Source organism: Hymenobacter defluvii (genome assembly GCF_017589435.1).
In the GTDB taxonomy this organism is placed as follows: domain Bacteria; phylum Bacteroidota; class Bacteroidia; order Cytophagales; family Hymenobacteraceae; genus Hymenobacter; species Hymenobacter profundi.
Window position 1 is genome coordinate 20,506 of sequence record NZ_JAGETX010000010.1, and the last position, 20,284, is coordinate 40,789.

20 protein-coding genes and 1 riboswitch are annotated in these 20,284 nt (G+C 63.6%); of the genes, 9 read left to right on the forward strand and 11 right to left on the reverse strand.

Features of this window, described 5'->3' with window-relative positions; all coding sequences use genetic code 11:
- Nucleotides 1-51 precede the first annotated feature (51 nt).
- The 8 genes from J4D97_RS16155 to J4D97_RS16190 form a co-directional block, all read right to left on the reverse strand.
- Nucleotides 52-963 carry an AraC family transcriptional regulator gene (locus J4D97_RS16155; RefSeq protein ID WP_208308464.1) on the reverse strand — a complete coding sequence of 304 codons (912 nt, stop codon included), beginning with the start codon at nt 961-963 and terminating at the stop codon, nt 52-54.
- Nucleotides 964-969: 6 nt separating this feature from the next.
- Nucleotides 970-1,734: a substrate-binding domain-containing protein gene (locus J4D97_RS16160; RefSeq protein WP_208308465.1), complete on the reverse strand. Its 765-nt coding sequence runs from the start codon at nt 1,732-1,734 to the stop codon at nt 970-972.
- Between the two features lie 13 nt (nt 1,735-1,747).
- Entirely contained in the window at nt 1,748-2,704 is a 957-nt protein-coding gene (locus J4D97_RS16165) for a molybdate ABC transporter substrate-binding protein (protein WP_208308466.1), read from the reverse strand.
- A gap of 33 nt (nt 2,705-2,737) precedes the next feature.
- A complete protein-coding gene (locus J4D97_RS16170; RefSeq protein ID WP_208308467.1) occupies nt 2,738-3,217 on the reverse strand; it encodes a DsrE family protein in 480 nt (159 codons plus the stop codon).
- A gap of 35 nt (nt 3,218-3,252) precedes the next feature.
- Nucleotides 3,253-4,347, reverse strand: a complete 1,095-nt coding sequence (locus tag J4D97_RS16175; protein ID WP_208308468.1) for a c-type cytochrome — start codon at nt 4,345-4,347, stop codon at nt 3,253-3,255.
- A 129-nt stretch (nt 4,348-4,476) separates the two neighbouring features.
- A complete protein-coding gene (locus J4D97_RS16180; protein WP_208308469.1) occupies nt 4,477-5,532 on the reverse strand; it encodes a YeiH family protein in 1,056 nt (351 codons plus the stop codon).
- Nucleotides 5,533-5,654: 122 nt separating this feature from the next.
- Entirely contained in the window at nt 5,655-6,032 is a 378-nt protein-coding gene (locus J4D97_RS16185; RefSeq protein WP_208308470.1) for a hypothetical protein, read from the reverse strand.
- Nucleotides 6,033-6,147: 115 nt separating this feature from the next.
- Nucleotides 6,148-7,047 (reverse strand): LysR substrate-binding domain-containing protein, encoded by a 900-nt coding sequence (locus tag J4D97_RS16190; protein ID WP_208308471.1) that lies wholly within the window; start codon nt 7,045-7,047, stop codon nt 6,148-6,150.
- Between the two features lie 151 nt (nt 7,048-7,198).
- Between J4D97_RS16190 and J4D97_RS16195 the strand changes: the two genes are divergently transcribed.
- The gene (locus J4D97_RS16195; RefSeq protein WP_208308472.1) at nt 7,199-7,555 is read left to right on the forward strand and encodes a helix-turn-helix domain-containing protein; all 357 of its coding nucleotides are present in this window, start codon (nt 7,199-7,201) and stop codon (nt 7,553-7,555) included.
- A 229-nt stretch (nt 7,556-7,784) separates the two neighbouring features.
- Here the strand turns inward: J4D97_RS16195 and J4D97_RS16200 are convergent, their stop codons facing one another.
- Nucleotides 7,785-8,225 carry an EamA family transporter gene (locus J4D97_RS16200; protein WP_279592451.1) on the reverse strand — a complete coding sequence of 147 codons (441 nt, stop codon included), beginning with the start codon at nt 8,223-8,225 and terminating at the stop codon, nt 7,785-7,787.
- Between the two features lie 560 nt (nt 8,226-8,785).
- A riboswitch (Fluoride riboswitch) is annotated at nt 8,786-8,859 on the forward strand.
- Between J4D97_RS16200 and J4D97_RS16205 the strand changes: the two genes are divergently transcribed.
- The 8 genes from J4D97_RS16205 to J4D97_RS16240 all read left to right on the forward strand — a co-directional run bounded on the left by J4D97_RS16205 (nt 8,843) and on the right by J4D97_RS16240 (nt 16,158).
- Nucleotides 8,843-10,222, forward strand: coding sequence for a chloride channel protein (locus J4D97_RS16205; RefSeq protein WP_208308473.1), 1,380 nt, complete (start codon nt 8,843-8,845; stop codon nt 10,220-10,222). It overlaps the preceding riboswitch by 17 nt.
- A gap of 44 nt (nt 10,223-10,266) precedes the next feature.
- Nucleotides 10,267-10,866 (forward strand): phosphatase PAP2 family protein, encoded by a 600-nt coding sequence (locus J4D97_RS16210; protein WP_208308474.1) that lies wholly within the window; start codon nt 10,267-10,269, stop codon nt 10,864-10,866.
- Entirely contained in the window at nt 10,866-11,318 is a 453-nt protein-coding gene (locus J4D97_RS16215; RefSeq protein WP_208308475.1) for a hypothetical protein, read from the forward strand. Before J4D97_RS16210 ends, J4D97_RS16215 begins: the two co-directional genes overlap by 1 nt.
- A 41-nt stretch (nt 11,319-11,359) precedes the next feature.
- Entirely contained in the window at nt 11,360-12,658 is a 1,299-nt protein-coding gene (gene eno, locus J4D97_RS16220) for a phosphopyruvate hydratase (protein ID WP_208308476.1), read from the forward strand.
- Nucleotides 12,659-12,816: 158 nt separating this feature from the next.
- Nucleotides 12,817-13,104 carry a fluoride efflux transporter CrcB gene (gene crcB / locus J4D97_RS16225; protein ID WP_347879356.1) on the forward strand — a complete coding sequence of 96 codons (288 nt, stop codon included), beginning with the start codon at nt 12,817-12,819 and terminating at the stop codon, nt 13,102-13,104.
- Between the two features lie 39 nt (nt 13,105-13,143).
- Nucleotides 13,144-13,425, forward strand: coding sequence for a DUF190 domain-containing protein (locus J4D97_RS16230; protein WP_208308477.1), 282 nt, complete (start codon nt 13,144-13,146; stop codon nt 13,423-13,425).
- Between the two features lie 62 nt (nt 13,426-13,487).
- Complete coding sequence (locus tag J4D97_RS16235) at nt 13,488-13,859, forward strand: DUF190 domain-containing protein (protein ID WP_208308478.1); 372 nt, start codon at nt 13,488-13,490, stop codon at nt 13,857-13,859.
- A gap of 247 nt (nt 13,860-14,106) precedes the next feature.
- A complete protein-coding gene (locus J4D97_RS16240) occupies nt 14,107-16,158 on the forward strand; it encodes an ATP-binding protein (protein ID WP_208308479.1) in 2,052 nt (683 codons plus the stop codon).
- Nucleotides 16,159-16,178: 20 nt separating this feature from the next.
- Here J4D97_RS16240 and J4D97_RS16245 read toward each other — a convergent pair whose 3' ends face one another.
- Both J4D97_RS16245 and J4D97_RS16250 read right to left on the reverse strand, forming a co-directional pair.
- Nucleotides 16,179-19,355, reverse strand: coding sequence for an efflux RND transporter permease subunit (locus tag J4D97_RS16245; protein ID WP_208308480.1), 3,177 nt, complete (start codon nt 19,353-19,355; stop codon nt 16,179-16,181).
- Nucleotides 19,352-20,275 carry an efflux RND transporter periplasmic adaptor subunit gene (locus J4D97_RS16250; protein ID WP_208308481.1) on the reverse strand — a complete coding sequence of 308 codons (924 nt, stop codon included), beginning with the start codon at nt 20,273-20,275 and terminating at the stop codon, nt 19,352-19,354. Before J4D97_RS16250 ends, J4D97_RS16245 begins: the two co-directional genes overlap by 4 nt.
- Nucleotides 20,276-20,284 lie beyond the last annotated feature (9 nt).

A 20,284-nucleotide genomic window follows, 5' to 3' on the forward strand; every position in this document is an offset into this window, starting at 1 on the left:
ATACGGGAATAAGAGGAGCATGCGCGTTGGCTCAACCGGGCCACGGTAAACTTAGCGGCCGGCGGAGATGGTTTGCTGGCCAGTTTCCGGGTTTTGCCGGCCATAATCCGGGTTTTGCTGGTAGGCGCGGGGCGAGCAGCCCAGATGCCGGCGGAAGAAGCGCCCGAAGTGGGACGCATCGTCGAAGCCCAGCGCGTAGCCCACCTCAGCCACCGACAGCGCCCCGTGGCGCAGCAGGTGCCGGGCCTCGGCCAGCACCCGCGCCTGAATGAGCTGGTGGGCCGTGTGGCCCAGCTGCCGGCGGCACAGGGCGTTGAGGTGGTCGGGCGTCAGGTGCAGCCAAGCGGCGTAGGCCCGCACCGTTTTGTGGGTGCGGAAATGCGCGTCGAGCAGCTGCCCGAAGTGCGCCAGGCGGCCCAGGGACGGCGCGGGGGCCAGCAATTCGTCGGGGGACGAGGAGGCCGCCAGGGTCAGCGTCAGCAGCAGGTGCAGGTAGGCGCGGGCCGTGGCGGGGGCACCGGCCGGCTCGGCCAGGGCGCGGGCCAGGTGGGCGAGCAGCTGGCGCACTTCGGCCCGGCCGGCCGGGGGCAGGTCGCGGGTATGCGGCACCAGGTCAGTGGGCAGGCCTGGCCGGGCAAACTGAGCCAGGTAGTAGTCGGCCGCGAAGCACACGGCCTCGCCCCGGCAGGTGGGGGCCAGGTCCCAGGCCAGTACCGTGCCCGGTGGCAGCAGCAGCAGCCGGCCGGGGCGCAGCGTCAGCGCCTGGGTAGGCAGGCACACGCGACCCGTGCCCCCGGCCACGTACAGCAGCAGCCAGAACTGGTGGGCGCGGGTCTGGCCCGGCGCGTGGGCCGCCAGCGCTTCTAGCCGCTGCATCCGCAGGGGCTCGGCGGGCCGCCCGGTGGGGCACACGCGCAAGTCGAGCAGCGAAACAGGCGGGGCTTTCATCGCGGGCGGGAGCATGCAGCGTTATTCCCAGCCGTGGCGGCGGAAAATGGCGTGGCCCTCGGCCGACTGCAAAAAGGCCACGAACTGCCGGGCCGGGGCGGCCTGGGTGGTGCGTTGGGTCAACGCAATGGGTGTGCCTCGGTACACGCGCTGGCCGCGGGGCAGGCGCACCAGCTGCGAGCCGGGCAGGCGTGGCTGCCAGGAGGCGTAGGTAATCCAGGCGTCGTAGTCCTGGGGCTTTTGCTGCCAGAGGTCCACGGCCTCGGCGCTGGTTTTGACCGAGGTTTTGGTGTTGTGTTGCAGGTTGCTGATGAGGGCCGGGGTGCGGGCCATGTCCTCGGTCATGCCCATCTGGCCGGCCCCGTTCACGTCGAGCAGGCGCACGCCGGGCCGGGCCAGGTCTTCGAGGCGCTTGACGTGCAAGGGGTTGCCGGGGCGCACCAGCACCGCCGACGCGCGGGCGTAGAGGCTGGCGCGGCTGGCTTCGTCCAGAAAGCCGGGGTGGGCCAGCGCCGTCTGGGTGAGCATGTATTCGGCCCCGCCGTACACCAGGTCAGCATCCTGCCGGGCCTGCTCGAACCACTTGGGCTCGGGGCCGGCCGTGACTTCCACGGCCAGGCCGGTTTGCTGGGTGAAGGCGGCGGCGCACTCCTTCATGGCCGTGGCCGGACCGCCGGGGCCGTACACGTGCAGGGTTTGGGCGGCGGCGGGCGCGGCCGCGAGCAGAGCGGGGGACATCAGTAGCAAGGCGAAGCGGCGGAGCCGGGTGAGCGGGGATGTTTTCATGGGTAACAAGGGGTTACTTAGCCGGCGGCAGGAAGCCGTATTTCTGGTACACAGCCTGCCCGGCGGGGCTGCTCAGGAAGGCCACGAAGTCTTCAGCGGCTTTGGTGTGGGGCGCGGCTTTCATCACCCCGACCACGTAGTTGGCCGTGATGTTTTCCCTGTCGGGAATGGCCACGGTCTCGGTCGGGTGGCCCAGCAGCTGCTGGTAGTAGGCCTCCGTGTACCATACCGGGGCGGCATCCGACTGGTCGTAGAGCACCCGTAGCGGCGACTGGCGGTGGTGAATCTGGGTCAGGAACGTGGTGCCAGCTTTCACCTTGGTCGTCATCACGGCCGTTTTCAGGGCCGCGCCGCCGGCCTTCTCGTACGATTCCTCGATGCGCTTGCCGATGCCCTCCCATTCGGGATTGGGCATGCTCACGCGCACCTCGGGCCGGCCCAGGTCGCGCAGGCTGGTCACTTTCTTCGGGTTGCCCTTGCGCACCAGAATGGCCAGCCGGTTCTGGGCGTAGCTGCTGGTGCGGACAAACCACTCCGGGGTCTGGTCCATGCGGTTTTTGCCGGCCGCGTACACGTCGGGCTTCAGCGCGATGCGCAGGTTGCCCACCACCAGGCTGCCCTGCTTTATCTGCTCAGCCAGGATGCCGGGCGGCAGCGTCTCCACGAAAATGCGCTGGTACTGCGGGTAGGCTTTGCGAAATTCCTTCAGCAGGTCATCAAGCACCATGAACTGGTTGCCGCCGAAGAATACCACTAGCTGCGGGTCGACGATGTCGCCGTAGAGGTCGGGCACGTTGTCGATGCCGGGCACGGTGAAGGGCACGCCCACCTGCGAAGGCGCGTTCCAGGGCGGGTCGAAGCGGTGGGCGGGTTCAACGGGGGCGGACTTGGGTGTGGGCATGGTCTGGGCCGAAAGGGCAGCCGGCGCGGCGAGCAGCAGCGCCAGCAGCGGGGTGAAAGCGGATTTCATAGGCAGCGGAAGTAGGGCGGGTGAAGGGTAGGACTACGGATGCACCAGCGACCAGCCCTGGGCCTGGCGGATAATCAGCTCCCCGTTGCCGCTGGGCACGTAGGCAATGAGCGGCAGCAGCTCGTCCTTGCTGATTTTCTTTTCTTTCAGTGTGTTCAGACACTGGGCCAGAATGACGCCTTTCTGCTTGAGGGCCGTGAGCTGCGGCTCGTAGGACTGGTCTTTGCGAAAAACAGCTACCCCGTTGCCGAAGGCCACGAGCTCCACGGTGAGCTTACCTTTCAGCCGCGTATCCTCCAGCGCGTTGCCGATGTTGCGCAGCGTTTGCTGGATGAGCTTGGGGTCGTCGCTGTCAAGCTGGTAGATGACGTGGTACTGGGCCTGGTCGGCCGTGGCGCCGTGGAAAGTGCCTTGCTGAAAGGCTTGCTGGTCGGTCATGGCAGTGGAAGATTGGGCAAGGCCCGGTAGGGCGAGGCCGGCCGCGAGGGCGGCAGTTAGCACTAGATTTTTCATGGGATATGAGCAGTAGGGTGATAAAACGCGGGGAGCTACTCGCCGCCCTTCTGGCCCGTGGCCGCGTACGGCCCGAACTGGTGTTGGTGCTGGCTGAGCTGGTCGGCGTAGGGCGGGTAGGGGCAGTCGATGGGCTTCTGGGTGAGGTTAGGGTAATCCCGTTCCAGGTGGGCCATGTGCGGCCGTGGCATCGAGTTAATGTAAGCCGCCACGTCGTAGGCCTGCGCATCAGTGAGGACGGTGTGCGCCGCCGTCGCCCCGAAGGGCATGTTGGCCTTGAGGAAGCGGGCCGCCGTTTGCAGGCGGTGCATGCCGGCCCCGTCGTTGTAGCTGTCGGGGCCCCACAGTGGCGGGTATTGGTACTGCCCGCCCTGGCCGGCCCGCTGGCCCTGCCCGCCAGCCCCGTGGCAGCTGGCGCACTGCTGGGCAAAGACGAGTTTGCCCTGCCCCAGGTCGGCCTCCCGGTTGGGCATCGTGAACTTCACGAAGCCTTGGCCCTGCACCTTTTCCCCTACCGGCACCTGGCGGCCCAGCCACTTCATGTACGTCACCAGCGCCTTCATCTCCCGGCCGTCGAGCGGCAGCGGGCGGCCGTTGAGGCTGCGCGTCATGCAGCCGTTGATGCGGTCTTCGAGGGTGCTGATGGCGTTTTCGCGGCCCTTGTAGGCGGGGTAGATGCCCCAGATGCCCACGTAGGGCGCGGCAAAGGCTTTCTGACCGGCTTGCAGGTGGCAGTTTTGGCAGGCCAGGTTGTTGCCGGCTAGGCGCAGCAGCGGCTGCCGCGCCTGCGGCCCCAGGTAGTCAGGCGTGTGGGCAATCAGTTCGTGGCCGTAGCGTACCAGCTCGCCCTCGGGGGTTTGCGGCACGCTGTCGAGCAGGAAGCGGGCCGGGGCGAAGAAGTCGGGCGGGCTGCCCGGCTGCGACCGGGGCGGCTGGGTGCCGGGGTTGCCCGAGGCATCGGCCGACAGCCGGGCCACGGCCGGAGTGGGCGGCGGCGGGGCCAGCAGCCCGTAGGCCGTCACGGCCACCACCAGCGCCAGCAGGCCCGTGAGCCAGGTGAGCAGGCCGGTCACTTTCAGCAGCACCTGCTTGTCTTCGGGCTGTAGGCGGGGTGGTGGGGGCGTTTCCATCGGGGCGTCAGGGTAATAAGGGTGGGTAAGGGCCAGACTGGGCTACCGCCACCAGGCGGTGCCAAAGCTTGAGCAAGCAATAAGAAGTTGCGGGGAAGGACCGGCCGCTGCCGGCCAGCCGGGTCATCTTTAAGCCGCGTGCAGAATTACGTAGAGCGAGGCCGTCGAGATAACCACCCACAGCACAATGCCCAGCACGAAGGGCTTCACGCCCACCGCCTTCACCACCTTGGCCGACAGCCCCGCCCCGATGAAGAACAGCGTCACCGTGAGGCCGATTTTGGCCAAGTGCGTCATCACCGGCCCCAGCTTCGCGGCGGCGGGCACGTAGGCCGGCACGAAGGTGTTAAAGAGCATGGCCAGAATAAAGCCCAGGATGAAGTAGGGAATGGTGATTTTGACGCCCTTCTGCTTGAACAGCATGGCCGTGCCGATGGCCACCGGAATTATCCACAGGGCCCGCGCCAGCTTCACGGTGGTAGCCACTTCCAGTGCCTGGTTGCCGTAGGCCGCCGCCGCGCCCACCACCGAGGAGGTGTCGTGAATGGCAATAGCGCACCACAGGCCGAATTGATTCTGCGTCATGGCCAGCGCGTGGCCGATGGGCGGGAACAGGAACAGCGCCAGCGCATTGAGCACGAACACCGTACCCAGGCCCACCGACATTTCCTCGTCCTTGGCCCGCAGCACCGGTCCGATGGCCGCAATGGCCGAGCCGCCGCAAATAGCGGTGCCGCACGAAATCAAATGCACTACGTGTCGCCCCAGCCCCATCCACTTGCCCACGAAGTAGCCCAGGATGAGCGTACCGAAGATGGACACCACCGTGAATAGGATGCCCTCCTTGCCGGCCTGCACCGCCGCGTGGGCGTTCATGCCAAAGCCCAATCCAATCACCGAGAATTGCAGCAGCTTGTGGGTGAAAGCCTTGGTGTGGCTGGTGAAGGGGTTGCCCACCGTCTGGGCCAGCACCAGCCCCAGGGCCAGCGCCACCGGCGGCGAGGCCCAGGGCGTGAGGCAGAACACCAGAAACAGCGCAAATAGCACCTGGCGCAGCGTAATGTCCTGCCCAAACACCACGCGGGGCGTGTGGAAGTGGCGGAAGAAGCCGGTAGGCGTTTCTTCAGGCGAGGTTGGGGTAGGCGTGGCCGGAGTGGCGGGACGGGTCAGCGGTTCGGCAGTCATAACGAAAAGAGGAATGGGAGAATGGGCCCCGCGGGCAGTGGCCGCTAGCGCATAGGCAGCGCAAACAGGCCCATTGACATAACAGCAAGTGATCAAAGAGGGGCGGCGCCACGCCAGCAGGGCTACCAGCCGGTTTGCTCGTCGCGGAGGTCGAACACGTCGCCGCCGGCCATGCGCGGGTCGTCGAGGGCGTAGGCGGCTTTCTGCTCGGCCGGCGTGCCGTCCTGGGCCGCTTGCACGGCGGCCACATTCTGGTTCATTTCCACGTGGCCGCGCTGCCGGGCAGGGTCCGACTGCGCCCCGGGCATGCAGTACTGCTCGGTGCGCAGCTGCGGGCCGCGCAGCTCGCTGAACTCGTCGGGGTTATCGTTTGAGCCGTCGGTGGGCTCGGCGCAGTATGTAGATTCGGCTGCGTCTTCGGGCGTGCCGAAGGTGCCGTAGTGCGGGGTGCCGTGGTCAGCGGCGTGGTCGGGAGTAGGGAAGAGCGGGGGCGTAAGCATAGCACGAAGAGAAGAGGGTGAAACGATGGTCGCCATTGCAGCGAACTACTACCCAAAGGTACGCTCTTCCCCTATGCCTTGTTTATACCGATTTGCTATCTGAAATAACGTGTTGTTATAGCATGGTGATCAGATAGGTGAGTAGCCGCTGGGCGGGCCGCCCCAATGGCTGCCCCTGCACCCACACCGACTCGAACTGCCGGGATAGGTGCAGCCCGTCAATGGGCACGATTTCAAGTAGGCCCGCCGCCAGCTCGCGCGCCAGGGCCCGGCGCGACACGAAGCCCAGCGCGGCCGGGTCGGCCAGCAGGTAGCCCTTAATGGCCTCAGTGTTGTCAAAATGGAAGGTAACGCTCAGGCTGGCGGGTTTCACCTGTAGCTCGCGCAGGGCGGCTTCCAGCACGTCGAGCGTGCCCGAGCCCCGCTCGCGCAGCACCAGCGGGTGGGCCAGCGCCTCGGCCAGGGGCAGCGGGGCCGGGGGCGGGCCGGTCGGCGTGGCCGCTCGCACGGCCACCAGCTCGTCGGGCAGCAGCAGCTCGTAATGCAGGTCGCGCGAGTGCGGGCCGCCCTCCACCAGGCCCAGGTCCAGCTCGTGGCGCAGCAGGGCCTCGCCAATCTGCTCGGTGTTGGCGTTGCGCAGCGTCAGCTCCACCTGCGGGTAGCGGCGGCGGAAGCCCGGCAGCAGGCCCGGCAGCACGTACTGGGCCAGGGTGGTGCTGGCCCCCAGCCGCAGGCGGCCGGCGGTGTCGGCCGGGTCACGCAGGGCGTGCAGGCGGGCTTCCACGGCGTGCTCGGCTTCGGCCACGGCCTCGGCGTGGGCCAGCAGCAGGTGGCCGGCCTCGGTGAGGGCCACGCGGTTGCCGCGCCGCTCCAGCAGGCGCTGGCCGTAGTGGGTTTCCAGCTCGCGGATGTGCCGCGTCACGGCCGGCTGGCTGATGAACAGCTCCTGGGCGGCTTTGGTGAAACTCAGGTGGCGGGCGGCGGCGGCAAACACGCGCAGGCGGAAGTCGGACATGGGGTCAAAGGTCGCGAATAAGACGACTGTTTGGCTCTGACGCGAGCTGCTACGTCGTCGCTACCAATCTTTTCTCCCAAACAGCATAGTAGGGTTGTTGAAAGCTATAGTTGTTGTGCAAACGCAACAGACCAGGTGATTTCAACCTGATTTGTTGCGTTTATACAACCTGAACTGGTATTCTTCTTCCGATACGGCGGTGCTGCGCGAGCTTGGTCGCTCGCTCCGGCAAATGCGCCTGAATCGTAACCAGTCGCAGCGGGCAGTAGCCGATGCAACAGGCATCGACCGGGCCACCCCAAGCCTCATTGAGCACGGCCGGCCCACGTCGCTGTTCACCTTTGTGCAGCTGCTGCGCGTGCTCGAACAGCTGGATTTTCTGAACGGCCTGACCACCACGGCCGGGGTAACCCCCGTAGCCCTGGCCCGCCTGACGGCCAGGCAGCGGCGGCACGCCTCGCCGGCCCCGCCTGATTCGGCCACTTCTTCCCCGGCAGCAGAATGGTAGAGCTGGTCACCGTGCGCTTGTGGGGGCGTGCGCTGGAATTCCGGACGACCAGACGACGGCTATCGGGGCCACCCACCGGCGGCGGCTTTGAGCACAAGCCCCACGCTACCGAGACTGCCAGCGTAGTGTGGCGCCCGAGGGTCAGGAGTAAAAGGCCGCGGGCCTGGCAGCAGTCCTAGGTAGCACCATCATAAAAAATGAAAGGACATTGTAAGCATCAACGCATCAGTCACCGAATCAATACCAGCGTGCCGCCGATAATCAGGGCCGCGCCCAGGCTCGTGTGCCAGGTCAGCTTTTCGCCCAGAAACACGACCGACAGGCCAATGGCCAGGGCCACGCTGAGCTTGTCGACCGGGGCTACCTGCGCCACCGTGCCCAGCTGCAGCGCCCGGAAATAGCACAGCCACGACAAGCCGGTGGCCAGACCCGAAAGGCCCAGAAACAGCAGGTTGGCGCGCGTGAGCTGCCCGAGCTGCGCCAGGCCGCCCTGGAAGTACACGATGCCCCAGGCCAGCACCAGAATAACCACCGTGCGGATGGCCGTGGCCAGATTGGAGTCGACACCCCGGATGCCGATTTTGGCCAGTACGGCGGTAAGCGCCGCAAACACGGCCGATAACAAGGCATATAACCACCACATAGCATCCAGCTTGAGCGTGAGGGACATGCGGGGCCACCCGGCTCTCACCGGGCGGCCCCGCAGCCGAAGAAGGAGCGCAAGATTCGCCCCGATGCTGAGGATATTCTGAGTAGGCAGTGCCCGGGCGCGGCAACCAAAATCGAATGGCTGGGCCCGCTTTTTTGCCGTTATGCTTGTTCTTTGAAATGAGCAAAAAAAGGCCGTCATACTGCGCTTGGCGAAGCATGACCGTTCTTATTAACTCAAACAGCTTTCTAGGCCTTATCTCCGCTAGGGTAGTGCCGCTACTTGGGCTTGCAGCTGATACAGCTCCTCACCGCGAAAAAAGACGGCCTGCTACAGTTACGCGAATCCGCCCGATTCGCTTGAATAACTGAGTGCACCAGCCAAGTTGCTCCGCACAGCCTGTGTGACGGCCACTGTTCCGGCATATCGGCGCGTACCTACACCATGAGCGGTTAAACGGCTGGTCGGGTCAGCTGGACGAATGTCCGTGTTGTAGCCCTCGAAAAGACAGCCTTTTTAGCATTTATTGCAGGGCCAGGCTATTTTCGGAAACATTCCCCCACCGCTTCGCGTTAAAGCCCCCGAAGTACGGTGATGGATTTCCACCGCGAACCGCCGGCGCCTAGCACGCTGCGCTGATGATTCCTACGAGACGGCTGGCCATTGGGGCCACGCCGCTGGTTTCATCCTGTTCGCTTACCGCCGTGGCTTTTCACCCCCTCTATTCCCGTTTGGTGCCCATTCGTTTACGGGCCTTTCACCCAACCCCTACCGCTTGGTTTGTGGGGCGCTGGCTGCTGCTAGCCAGCTTGGTAGGCGCACTGGCAGGCACGGCCTCGGCCGGCTTTCTAGTAAGCCTGGAATGGGTGACCCACTGGCGTGAAGCACACCCCTGGGCGCTGGCGCTGCTGCCGGCGGGCGGCCTGTTGGTGGGCCTGGCCTACCACTACTTCGGCAACCGGGTGGTGAAGGGCAACAACCTGATTCTGGACGAAATCCACGCCCCCGGCGAAATTATTCCGCTGCGGCTGGTGCCGCTGGTGCTGGGCGGCACACTCGTCACCCATCTTTTCGGCGGCTCGGCCGGGCGCGAGGGCACGGCCGTGCAGATGGGCGGGGCGCTGGCCGACCAACTGAGCCGCTGGCTGCCCCGGCGCGAGCGGCAGCTGCTGCTGATTGCGGGCATGAGCGCGGGCTTTGCCGCGGTGTTCGGCACGCCGCTGGCCGGCGCGGTGTTCGGGCTGGAGGTGTTCTTGCTGGGCAGTGTGCGCTACGAGGCTATTCTACCGAGCTTTCTGGCCGCCGTGGTGGCCGATGCCGTGACGCGGGCCTGGGGCGTGGGGCACACGCCCTACCCCGAGCTGGCGGCTATGCCGCTCACGGCGCTGGGGCTGGGCTGCGCGCTGCTGGCCGGGGCGCTGTTCGGCCTTACGGCCAGCGGCTTCGCCACGCTCACGCACGGGCTGAGCAAGCAGTTCGGCCGCATCACCTACGCGCCGCTGCGGCCGGTGCTGGGTGGGGTGCTGGTGGCGGCTAGTATGTGGGCGCTGGGCACCAGCCGCTACGAGGGCCTGGGGGTACCGGTCATCGTGGAAGCCTTCCGGCACCCGCTGCCGGCGCAGGACTTCGCCCTGAAGCTGGCCCTGACGGCCCTTACGCTGGGGGCGGGCTTTAAGGGCGGCGAGGTCACGCCGCTGTTTTTCATCGGGGCGGCGCTGGGCTCGGCGCTGGCTGGGGTGCTGCCGCTGCCGGTGGCGCTGCTGGCGGGCATGGGTTTCGTGGGCGTGTTCAGCGGGGCGGCCAACACGCCGCTGGCCTGCCTGCTGATGGGCCTAGAGCTGTTTGGCACGCACGCGGGCGTCTACTTGGGCATCAGCTGCGTGGTGGCCTACCTGTTTTCGGGCCACAGCGGCATCTACACCTCGCAGCAGGTGGGCCACCCCAAGCACCCGCTGCTGGGCCGCCACCTGGGCCGCCGCCTGGGGGCGCTGCACCAGCCGACCGACCGGCGGCCCTAGGGCCGGCCGCCGCCTTTTTCTTCACCACGCTCCTGTTCCTCGCCATGCTCGACCAACTGCAAACCCTAGACACGCGCCTGCTGCTGCTAATTAACGGCCACCACACGCCGTTCTGGGACGGCGTGCTGTGGTGGGCCAGCCAGACCTTTACCTGGGTGCCCTTCTACACTGCGCTGCTGGTCGTGCTGGTGTGCAGCTTCGGCCGGCGGGCCTGGGTGCTGGTGCCGCTGATTGCGGTGCTCATCCTGGCCAGCGACCAGTTGGCGTCGGGCCTGCTCAAGCCCTGGGCGCACCGGCTGCGGCCCAGCCACGCGCCCGGCCTGGCGGAGCAGCTGCACCTGCTGCACGGCTACCGGGGCGGCCCCTACGGCTTTGTGTCGTCGCACGCCGGCAACGTGTTTGCGTTGGCGTTTTACTTGTTTTTCACGGCCCGGCACCGATTGCCCTGGCTGGCCTGGGTGCTGTTTCCGTGGGCGGCGCTAGTGGCCTACAGCCGGGTGTACCTGGGCGTGCACTACCCTTCCGACGTGCTGGTGCCCGCGCTGCTGAGCGTGCCCCTAGCCTACGGCGTGGGCCGGCTCTACGCCTGGGGAGCTGCGCGCTGGGTGCCGCTTTCCTCCGCTCCTTACCCCCCTGCTGCCTGATGCCCGAGTTCTTGTCTACTTCCGCTGCCGGGCAGCCCCTCTCTGCCACCCACCAACGCGTACTCAGCTCACTGGTGGCGCTGCTCGAAGACCGTCTTATGGCCTTGCAAGCGTTGCTGGGGCCGCACCCGGCCGGCATCGCGCAGCACTGGGCCACCGACTTATCCGAGGCCGAGCGCACCGACCTGGCCGCTACGGCCAAGGCCTTCCGCGCCGAACTGGCTGCCCTGCACGCCGCCTACCACCTCGACGTGCAGCCCCGCTCGCCCCGCCGCGAGGTAGCCTACCGCGCCGCGCAACTCTGGGAAATCCTGGGCGACGCGCCGGCGGCCAAGTTCAGCGGCTATGGCGAGCTACCCCCAACGATGGTGCCCGACTGGGATGCCCGCATCGCCCGCCTGACCGCGCTGGCCAACCAGTTGCTGGCGCGGGCCGAGCCGCCGGCTGCCTGACGTTATACCTTCTTTCACCATTCATTTTTCAACCAACCCCCATGAAAATCACCTCTCTCACCGCCCTGCAAGTGCTCGACTCGCGCGGCAACCCGACCGTGGAAGCCGACCTCACCCTCGAAGGCGGCGCGACCGGCCGCGCCCTGGTGCCGGCCGGCGCAAGCACCGGCGAGAAAGAAGCTGTGGAGCTGCGCGACAACGACCCGATGCGCTATGGCGGCAAGGGCGTGCTGCACGCCGTGGTCAACGTAGAGGGCGAAATCGCGAAGGCACTGCTGGGCCAGGACCTTGCCGACCAGGCCGACCTCGACCACCGCCTCATTGCCCTCGATGGCACACCCAACAAGTCGCGCCTGGGGGCCAACGCCATCCTGGCCGTGTCGATGGCTTACGCCCGCGCACTGGCCGCCGCCAACGGGAAACCGCTGTATCGGCAGCTGACCGACCAGACCAGCTACGTGCTGCCCGTGCCCTGCCTGAACGTGCTCAACGGGGGGCGCCACGCCGATAACAACGTAGATTTTCAGGAGTTTATGATTGCCTCGCACAACGCGCCCTCGTTCAGCGAGTCCATTCGCATGAGCGTGGAGACGTTTCACGCCCTCAAGGCGCTGCTCAAGCAGAAGGGCTACTACACGGGGGTGGGCGACGAGGGCGGCTTTGCACCCAACCTAAAGTCCAACGAGGAGGCCGTGGAGCTGCTGCTGGAGGCCATCGGTCACGCCGGCTTCCGGCCAGGCCACGACATCTCGCTCTGCCTCGACCCAGCGGCCAGCGAGCTGTACGAGGCCGGCGAGGCCGGGCAGCCGGGCCGGTACCGGTTGTTTAAGTCCACGGGCCAATGCTACACCAGCGAGCAGTTCAATGAGCTGTGGGTGAGCTGGGTAAACCAGTACCCGATTGTGCTGCTCGAAGACGGGATGGGTGAAAACGACTGGCCCGGCTGGCAGCTGCACACCAAGTCGCTAGGGTCGAAAATCGAGTTGGTGGGCGACGACATCTTCTGCACCAACCCCGCCATCCTGCAAGCTGGCATCGACCAGCACATTGCCAACTCGGTGCTCATCAAACTCAACCAAATCGGCACCGTCACCGAAACGCTCGACACGGTGCACCTAGCGCAGCGCAACCACTACAACCAGTTCGTGTCGCACCGCTCCGGCGAAACCGAGGATACCTTCGTGGCCGACCTGACAGTGGCCATCGGGGCGGGGCACCTGAAAACCGGCAGCGGCTCACGCTCCGAGCGCATCGCCAAGTTTAACCAGCTCTTGCGCATCGAGCGGGAGCTGGGCAGCGCGGGGCACTTCGCGGGCATCAAGGCGTTTAAAAACCAATAGCATAAGACTCACCCCGGAGCCGTCAGACCAAAACCTGACGGCTCCGGGGTGCGGTTAGCGTTACCGATACTATATGCTGCGACTGTTGGGCATTATTGCGGTAGGAGGGGCACTGGGCAGCGTGGGGCGCTACCTGGCGCAGCTGCTGGTGGCACTTCGTGTACCCGTTTCCGCTGGGCACGCTGCTGGTCAACGTGCTGGGCTGCCTGCTCATCGGCCTTTTCTACGCGGCGGCCGAGCGCGGCACCATTGGCTCACCCGAGCTGCGGCTACTGCTGACGACGGGCTTCTGCGGCGGCTTCACCACGTTTTCCACCTTTTCCTACGAAACCATCGCCCTGCTCACCGACGGGGAATACTTCTTCGGGGCGCTCTACGTAGCTGGGAGTATGCTGCTGGGACTGGCCGCCACGTTTGCGGGCGTGGCGCTGGTGCGACTGCTCTGAAGCAGCTGGTTGTTTTTCACCATTTTATTCTGTCTTCACATGACTACTTTTCAACCGGCGCAGCTGCTGCGTATTTACGTGGGCGAGCAAGACAAGCACGGTCACGAGTCGCTGTACGAAGCCCTGGCCTACGCCGCCCGGCAGGCGGGGCTGCCGGGCGCTACCGTCACCAAAGGCGTGCTGGGCTTCGGGGCGGCGGGCCATATGGAGTCGGCCAAGCTGCTGACGCTGGCCGAAAACCTGCCGCTGGTACTCGATTTTGTGGCCAGCCCGGCCGCCCTGGCGGTTTTTCTGCCCGAGGCAGAGCGGCTGCTCGGGTAAGCCGGCAGCGGCGGGCTCGTGACGCTGAGCGAGGTACAGGCAGCTCACTACTAATTCCGGCGATGAACGCTCCTCTCACTCCCGCCCCCGCTGCCCGCGCATTGGGCGAGCTACGCATCTACCTGACCCAGGCCGACAAGCACGCCGCGCCCGGCCTGCGGGGCCGCCTGTTTCCCAACCCGCTGGCCCACGCGCTGGTCGACCACGCGCACGCCTTTGGTATTCGGCAGGCCACCACCTACACCAGCGGCTACGGCTACGCGGCTGGCGGGGCCGTGCGCGCCCGCCACCTGGAAGTGGAAACCGGCCGGCTTACGCTGTGCGTGGAACTACTCGACGAACGGGCCCGGCTGCTGACCTTCTGCCAGCAGCACCGGGCGCTGTTGCAGGGTAAAACGGTGGTATTTCGGGCCGTCGAGCAGTGGGAGGTGTAGGCGGGCCGGCCGGAGCAGTGGCTGTTTGCGTCGCTGGCTTCCAGCTGCTTTCTCATCTACCTCGACCCGCAGCACCGTACCAACAGCACCCGTACGCTGCTGCTGAGCCAGCTTGCGGCGGCCGGCTACGGCTACGGCGTGCACGCGCTGCTCGGATAGATTTTGCTGCAATAGCGGGGAGAATGGGAGTTCATAACCTTAAAATCTGTTAGCTTCGCCGTAGTTTTCGCATTTCCATTTTTCCGCTATGGCTTTTATTTCGACTGATGTTGTTGGCAAAGTCAACAATACCAAAATTAAGCCTTCACAAGGATTTATTGCTGTTTTTGAAGCCATTGCCAATTCTATTCATAGCATAGAAGATGCCGCTATCAGTGATGGAAAAATAGAGATAGAATTTACTCGTCAGCCAGGCTGGCTATTTAACTCGCAAAGCGGCGAAGCAGCGCCTATACAAAATATAAAAATTATTGACAACGGCATAGGATTTAATAATGAAAACTTTTTATCTTTTCTAAATTCTGATTCTACATATAAAGTTGCTCGTGGGGGTAAAGGAGTGGGACGTTTTTCTTGGCTAAAAGTATTTAACTTCGCCGAAATAAAAAGCACTTTTCAAGATAATGGACAATTTTATCATCGAGAGTTTCAGTTTGAAAATAATAAAAATTCTATTACTGGCACTCCGGATAAGCTTAAAGTGTCTGGAGAAAAACAACTTAGAACTGAAATAACGTTACATAATGTAAAGCCTGATTTTATTAGTAAATTCCCATTAACTCTCAGTGAATTTGCTGATAAAATTATCGAGCATCATATAGCTTACCTTGTCGAAGATTCATGCCCCCAAATAATAGTTAGAGAGATTAAAGCCGATTCTTCAGACGAAATACAACTTAACAATAGGTTCAAACACGATTTTCTATTGAGTTCTGATGCTGATTCATATACAATCAACAATTATATTTTTAATGTCGCTTTACTTAAGATAAAGGCAAACGACTCTAACGTTAAGCATTCTATTTTCTACAGTGCCCATAACAGGGTAGTTACTGTAACTAGTTTATCTCAAGAAATACCTGACCTGTCTGTCAAGCTGCTTGATAGCGAATCTGGTTACGAGTACAATATCGTTGCCTTGATTAGCGGAATATACTTGGATTACAATGTAAATGTAGAACGCACCCGATTTTATTTGCCTACAAGTAAAAAGAAAAGTGATGTCTTTTCGGATATTACGATGGCTGATTTAGACAAGAAAACGGGTGAGGTAGTCAGAAATTACTTTGAACCAGAACTGGAAGCGCTGCGGGCTAATAAGTTAGAACGCATAGATGATTATGTGAGCAACTACGGTCCGCAGTTTCGTCCTATAATGGAGTATCAGGAAAAACTTGATTCTATACAACCAGATTTACCCAATGACAAACTGGCTATGGAGCTGTATCGTATTAGACATGAAATTTCAATGGATGCTATAACTGATTTTAATGAAGTAATTGAATTAGGGAAATTATCTGGTCTAAATGCATCCCCAGAAAAAATTCAAGAGTTTAAAGACAAGTTTGCTGATGCGGCTAAAAAGATAACAAGTATTGGCAAGTCTGAATTGGTCGATTATGTACTACAAAGAAGGCTTATTATCGAGCTTTTCGAAGATATACTAGGTAGACGTGCTGATGGGGAGTACGAATGGGAAGAGGATGTTCATAATCTAATATTCCCAAAGCAAAGTTCTTCTGACACTATCGGGGAGGCAGAGCAAAACCTATGGCTAGTTGACGAACGACTTGCCTATCATAAATTTTTAGCTTCTGACCAATCTATTGATAAAACAAAAGATGGCAGACGTCCTGATATATTAGTGGGTAAAGGTTTCGAGAATTCAAAACTATATGCCGACTCAAGCGACGGAAATTACAATTCGTTGGTGGTTATAGAATTTAAACGGCCTATGCGTAAAGGATATGCAAAGGATGATGACCCGATTGCACAGGTTACAAATTATATCATCCAGATTCGAGAAGGCAAAGCTGAAACACCAAAAGGCAGAACCATCAAAGTGTCTGATAATTGCAGATTCTACGCATATGTTATTTGCGATATAACGCCCAAAATTGAATATTATATGGCATTCCATGGCTTTACCAAGATGCCTGATGAACAAGGATATTTTAAGCCTAATCCTGCTCTTAATGCTCATATTGAAGTAATTTCATATGACAAAATTGTTTCTGACTCTATAAAGAGAAATAGAATATTTTTTGACAAACTGGGAATTAATAAAATTAATTTTTAAGATTATTTTTTGCCACTTACTCATATCACGACTCTACATTCTTCCCCCCCCCCCACCCCCCCCCCATAAATCAGCCGCATGCCGGTGGGCAGCACGAACAAGAGCATGGGCAGCGCCACCACGAAGCCCCCGATGACGGCCACGGCCAGCGGCTGCTGCATCTGGGCGCCCAGGCCGATGCCCAGCGCCAGCGGCGACAGCGCCAGAATGGCCCCGATGGCCGTCATCAGCTTGGGCCGGATGCGCAGGGCAATGGCGTAGCGGATGGCCAGGTCCACGTCGCCGGTTTCGCGGCGCGACTCGTAGAACTGGTGGACCGTGAAGATGGCGTTTTCGGCGATGATGCCCACCACCATGATGATGCCCGTGTAGCTGCTCACGTTCAGCGGAATGCCGGCCACGAACAGGCCCAGCACGCAGCCGGTGATGCCCATGACGGAGATGAAGAGCACCAGCAGCGAAATCAGCCACTCGCGGAACAGGAACAGCAGCACCGCGAACACCAGCAGCGAGGCCGTGAGCAAAATCAGCGTCAGCTCCCGGAACGAAGCCTGCTGCTCGGCGTAGGCCCCGCCGTACACCACGGTGTAGCCCGGCGGCAGGGCCACCCGCCGGCTCACCTGCTGGCGGATGTCCTGGATGGCCGAGCCCAGGTCGCGCCCGTCGAGGCGGGCCGTGACGAGGGCCACCGACTTGAGGTCTTCGCGGCGCTGCTCCACCTCGCCGGGCACCACCTCCACGCGGGCGAAGAAGGGCAGGGGGCGCACGCTGCCGTTGGGCAGGGCAATGACCTGCTTTTCGAGCTGGGCCAGCGAGTTGCGGCGGAAATCGACGTAGCGCAGCAGCACCTGGCGCATCTGCTCGCCGTCCTGCACCTGGCCCACCTGCAGGCCGCCGAGCGAGGCCGCCTGGGCCGGCGAGATGCTGACCGGCGTGGCCCCGGCCGGCCCCAGCGGCTGGCCGCCCACCAGGTTGCTGAGCTGGGCTTGAAAGTCGAGGGGCGTGAGGCCGAAGTGGGCCAGCTTGGCCACGTCGGGGCGGAAGACGATGCTGGGGCCGGCCGCCACCAGGCCGTCGTTGATGTCGGCCACGCCGGGCACCTGCGCCAGCACCTGGCCGAGCTGGGCGGCCAGGCGTTCGAGGGTGGCCTGGTCGTCGCCAAACACCTTGACTTCGATGGGCTTGGCGCTGCTCATCAGGTCGCCCAGCAAATCGGCGATGCGCTGGCCGAAGTCCACGGTGAGGGCGGGCTCGGTGGCTTCGATGCGCTGGCGCAGCTGGGCAATGACCTCGGGCGTAGTCAGCCGGTGGTCGCGCCGGAGCTGGATGAGGTAGTCGCCGTAGTTGGGCTGGCGTGTGTCGAAGGCCAGGCCCAGGCCGGTGCGGCGCGAGTAGCTCTGGATGTCGGGGTGCTTGGTGATGATGTCGCGCTCGACGCGGCGCAGCACCCGGTCGGTTTCGGCCTGGTCGGTGCCCGCGGGCATGTGGTAGTCGAGCACGATGCTGCCCTCGTCGAGGTCGGGCAGAAAGCCGGTTTCGAGGCGGCCCGCCGCCAGCCAAGCCCCCGCGCCCAGGCCCAGCACCAGCCCCAGGGCCAGCAGCGGCCGGGCAAAGAGGCGCGTGAGCCAGCCCAGCCGGTCGGCCTGCTCCTGGGCGGCGTTGTGGGCGTGGGCATGCTTGCCCGGCCGGTAGCCGATGAACAGGTGTAGCACCGGCAGCAGCAGCCACGTCACCAGAAACGAGCAGACCATGGTAATCTGCATCGTGTCCGACAATTCGCGGAAGAAGCTGCCCGCCAGCCCGCTCATCAGCCGGAACGGAAAGTGGATGACGATGGTGCTCAGCGAGGAGGCCACCATGGCCGGCAGCAGGGCCGCAATGGCTTCCCGCACCACCCGCACGGGCGGCTGGTCGGGGTGCTCCTCGTGGGTGCGGTAAATCTGCTCTATGATGACGATGGCGTCGTCGATAATCAGCCCCACCGAGGCCGCAATGGCCCCCAGCGACATGATATCCAGCGTGATGCCCAGCAGGTAGAGCACCAGCAGCGTGAAGCACACCGTGACCGGGATGGTGAGCAGCACCGCCAGGCTGGCCCGCCACGAGCGCAGAAACACAATCATTACCAGGATGGCCAGCGCCAGCCCCTCCACGATGCTGTGAATCACGCTGTCGATGCTGTCGGTCACGAACACCGACTGATCGTAGTAGGGCCGCAAGGTCATGCCCGGCGGCAGCTGGCGGCGCAGCGCGGCGGCTTTCTGGTGGGCGGCGGCGGCGAAGGTGGCCAGGTCCACGCCCTGCTGCTTCACCAGGTCGATGAGCACCGCGTCGTGGCCGTTGGCGTTGAGGATGGTGAATTCCTGCTGCTCCTGCACGTCCACGGTGGCCACGTCCTGCACCCGCACCACGCGGCCCGAGTCGGCGCGCACCACCACCTGCCGCAGGTCGTCCACGGTGCCCAGGCGGGTGTCGGTGAGGGTGAGGTAGAGGCGGCGGAAGCTGCTCAGGTTGCCGGCCGACTGCACGAAGTTGGTGGTGGCGAAGGCGGCTTGCAGCTGGGCGGCCGTGAGGCGCTGGCTGGCCAGCCGCGCGGGGTCGGGAATCACCACGAACTCCTTGGCCTTGCCGCCGCGCACCACCACGTTGGAGGCGCCCGGCACCTGCGAAAACAGCGGCCGGGCCAGCAGGTTGCCCGCGTCGCGCAGGGCAATGGGCGAGCGGCTGGTGCTTTCCAGCGAGTAGCCCAGCACCGGAAACAGCGACTGGTTCATGGCCTCAGTGGCCAGGGTGACGCCCGGCGGCAGCAGCGGCTTTATCTCGTTCACGCGGCTTTCCAGCTGGGCCTTGGCCGCGTACACGTCCACGTCCCAGCTCAGAAACACCTGCACCACGCACGCGCCCCGGCTGGTGCTGCTCTTCACCACCGTCACGCCCCGCACGCGCTTCACGGCGGCCTCCAGCGGCTTGGTCACGGTTATCAGCATCCGGTCGACGGGCTGCTGCCCGGCATCGGCAATGAGCGTGATTTTGGGAAAGGTAACTTCCGGAAACAGCGCCGTCTGCATCCGGGAGTAGGCAAACAGCCCGGCCGCCAGCAGCAGCAGCCCCACCAGCACCAGGGGCTTGCGCAGGGTGTAGAAAAACGTGGTCTCGGCGGGGGTGGGCGGGGGGAGGAGTGGGGTCGGGTCGCTCATTGTACTACCTGCACCTTGGCCGTGTCGGCCAGCCCGTAGTTGCCGGAGCGCAAAATCCGGTCGGTGGGCCGGAAAACCGGGCGCTTGATTTCAATGGTTTCGGGATTTTGCACGCCCAGGGTCACGGGCACCTTCACGGCCGTCGAGTCGTTCAGCAGCCGCATCACCCAGAAGTGGTGCAGAGTTTCGTCGGCCAGCACGCAGCTGGCGGGCAGCGTCTGGGCGCGGGGCTGCCGGGTTTGGGTGAGGCGCACCTGCGCGAGCAGGTTTTCGGGAATCACCCCCGGCGGGTCGAGGGGCCGCACCAGGTACACCTCCGCCTGGCCGGGGCTCACGCTGGCCAGCGGGGCCAGCACCTGCCCCGCCAGACGGGTGCTGTCGGGCAGCACAATGGTGCAGGCGGGCTGGCCCTGGGCCAGGGAGTGGTACTCGTAGGGCAGGTTGAGCTGAAACACCAGCTGGCTGCTTTCGGCCACGGTGCACAGCGGCGCGCCTTCGAGCAGGTAGTCGCCGGCCTGCTGGATGTTGAGCACGCTCACGATGCCCGCCGAGGGAGCCGCCACGGCCACCCGCCCGAAGCCCTTGAGCGAGGGGTCGATGCGCTGAATGGAGCCGCCCAGGGCGCGGCGCTCCTTGGTTTCGAGCGTGAAAAGCACCTGCCCGGCCCGCACCCGGTCGCCGAGGCGCACCCGCACACTGGTGACGTAGGCGGCCACGGGGGCCGTCACGGCGCTTTTGCGCGGGTAGAGCGAGGTAGCCGGAAAGGTGCGGTACTGCGTCAGGGGTTGGGTGGCCGGGGCCACCACCTGCACCTGGGCGCGGGGCGGTGGGCCGGCCGCCTCGTCGGCCGGGGCGCTGCCCTGGCAGGCGGCCAGCAGCAGGGCCAGGGGCAGCGGGGAAAGAAAAAAGCGACGTTTCATGCGGAAAAG

Bases quoted from the DNA above. Each gene is read 5' to 3' on its own strand.
- J4D97_RS16200 (WP_279592451.1), bottom strand. From the start codon at position 8,225: ATGTCCCTCACGCTCAAGCTGGATGCTATGTGGTGGTTATATGCCTTG.
- J4D97_RS16245 (WP_208308480.1), bottom strand. From the start codon at position 19,355: ATGAGCGACCCGACCCCACTCCTCCCCCCGCCCACCCCCGCCGAGACC.
- J4D97_RS16210 (WP_208308474.1), top strand. From the start codon at position 10,267: ATGCTCGACCAACTGCAAACCCTAGACACGCGCCTGCTGCTGCTAATT.
- J4D97_RS16155 (WP_208308464.1), bottom strand. From the start codon at position 963: ATGCTCCCGCCCGCGATGAAAGCCCCGCCTGTTTCGCTGCTCGACTTG.
- J4D97_RS16170 (WP_208308467.1), bottom strand. From the start codon at position 3,217: ATGAAAAATCTAGTGCTAACTGCCGCCCTCGCGGCCGGCCTCGCCCTA.
- J4D97_RS16175 (WP_208308468.1), bottom strand. From the start codon at position 4,347: ATGGAAACGCCCCCACCACCCCGCCTACAGCCCGAAGACAAGCAGGTG.
- J4D97_RS16230 (WP_208308477.1), top strand. From the start codon at position 13,144: ATGACTACTTTTCAACCGGCGCAGCTGCTGCGTATTTACGTGGGCGAG.
- J4D97_RS16250 (WP_208308481.1), bottom strand. From the start codon at position 20,275: ATGAAACGTCGCTTTTTTCTTTCCCCGCTGCCCCTGGCCCTGCTGCTG.
- J4D97_RS16185 (WP_208308470.1), bottom strand. From the start codon at position 6,032: ATGCTTACGCCCCCGCTCTTCCCTACTCCCGACCACGCCGCTGACCAC.
- J4D97_RS16190 (WP_208308471.1), bottom strand. From the start codon at position 7,047: ATGTCCGACTTCCGCCTGCGCGTGTTTGCCGCCGCCGCCCGCCACCTG.
- J4D97_RS16240 (WP_208308479.1), top strand. From the start codon at position 14,107: ATGGCTTTTATTTCGACTGATGTTGTTGGCAAAGTCAACAATACCAAA.
- J4D97_RS16205 (WP_208308473.1), top strand. From the start codon at position 8,843: ATGATTCCTACGAGACGGCTGGCCATTGGGGCCACGCCGCTGGTTTCA.
- J4D97_RS16165 (WP_208308466.1), bottom strand. From the start codon at position 2,704: ATGAAATCCGCTTTCACCCCGCTGCTGGCGCTGCTGCTCGCCGCGCCG.
- J4D97_RS16215 (WP_208308475.1), top strand. From the start codon at position 10,866: ATGCCCGAGTTCTTGTCTACTTCCGCTGCCGGGCAGCCCCTCTCTGCC.
- J4D97_RS16180 (WP_208308469.1), bottom strand. From the start codon at position 5,532: ATGACTGCCGAACCGCTGACCCGTCCCGCCACTCCGGCCACGCCTACC.
- eno (WP_208308476.1), top strand. From the start codon at position 11,360: ATGAAAATCACCTCTCTCACCGCCCTGCAAGTGCTCGACTCGCGCGGC.
- J4D97_RS16235 (WP_208308478.1), top strand. From the start codon at position 13,488: ATGAACGCTCCTCTCACTCCCGCCCCCGCTGCCCGCGCATTGGGCGAG.
- J4D97_RS16160 (WP_208308465.1), bottom strand. From the start codon at position 1,734: ATGAAAACATCCCCGCTCACCCGGCTCCGCCGCTTCGCCTTGCTACTG.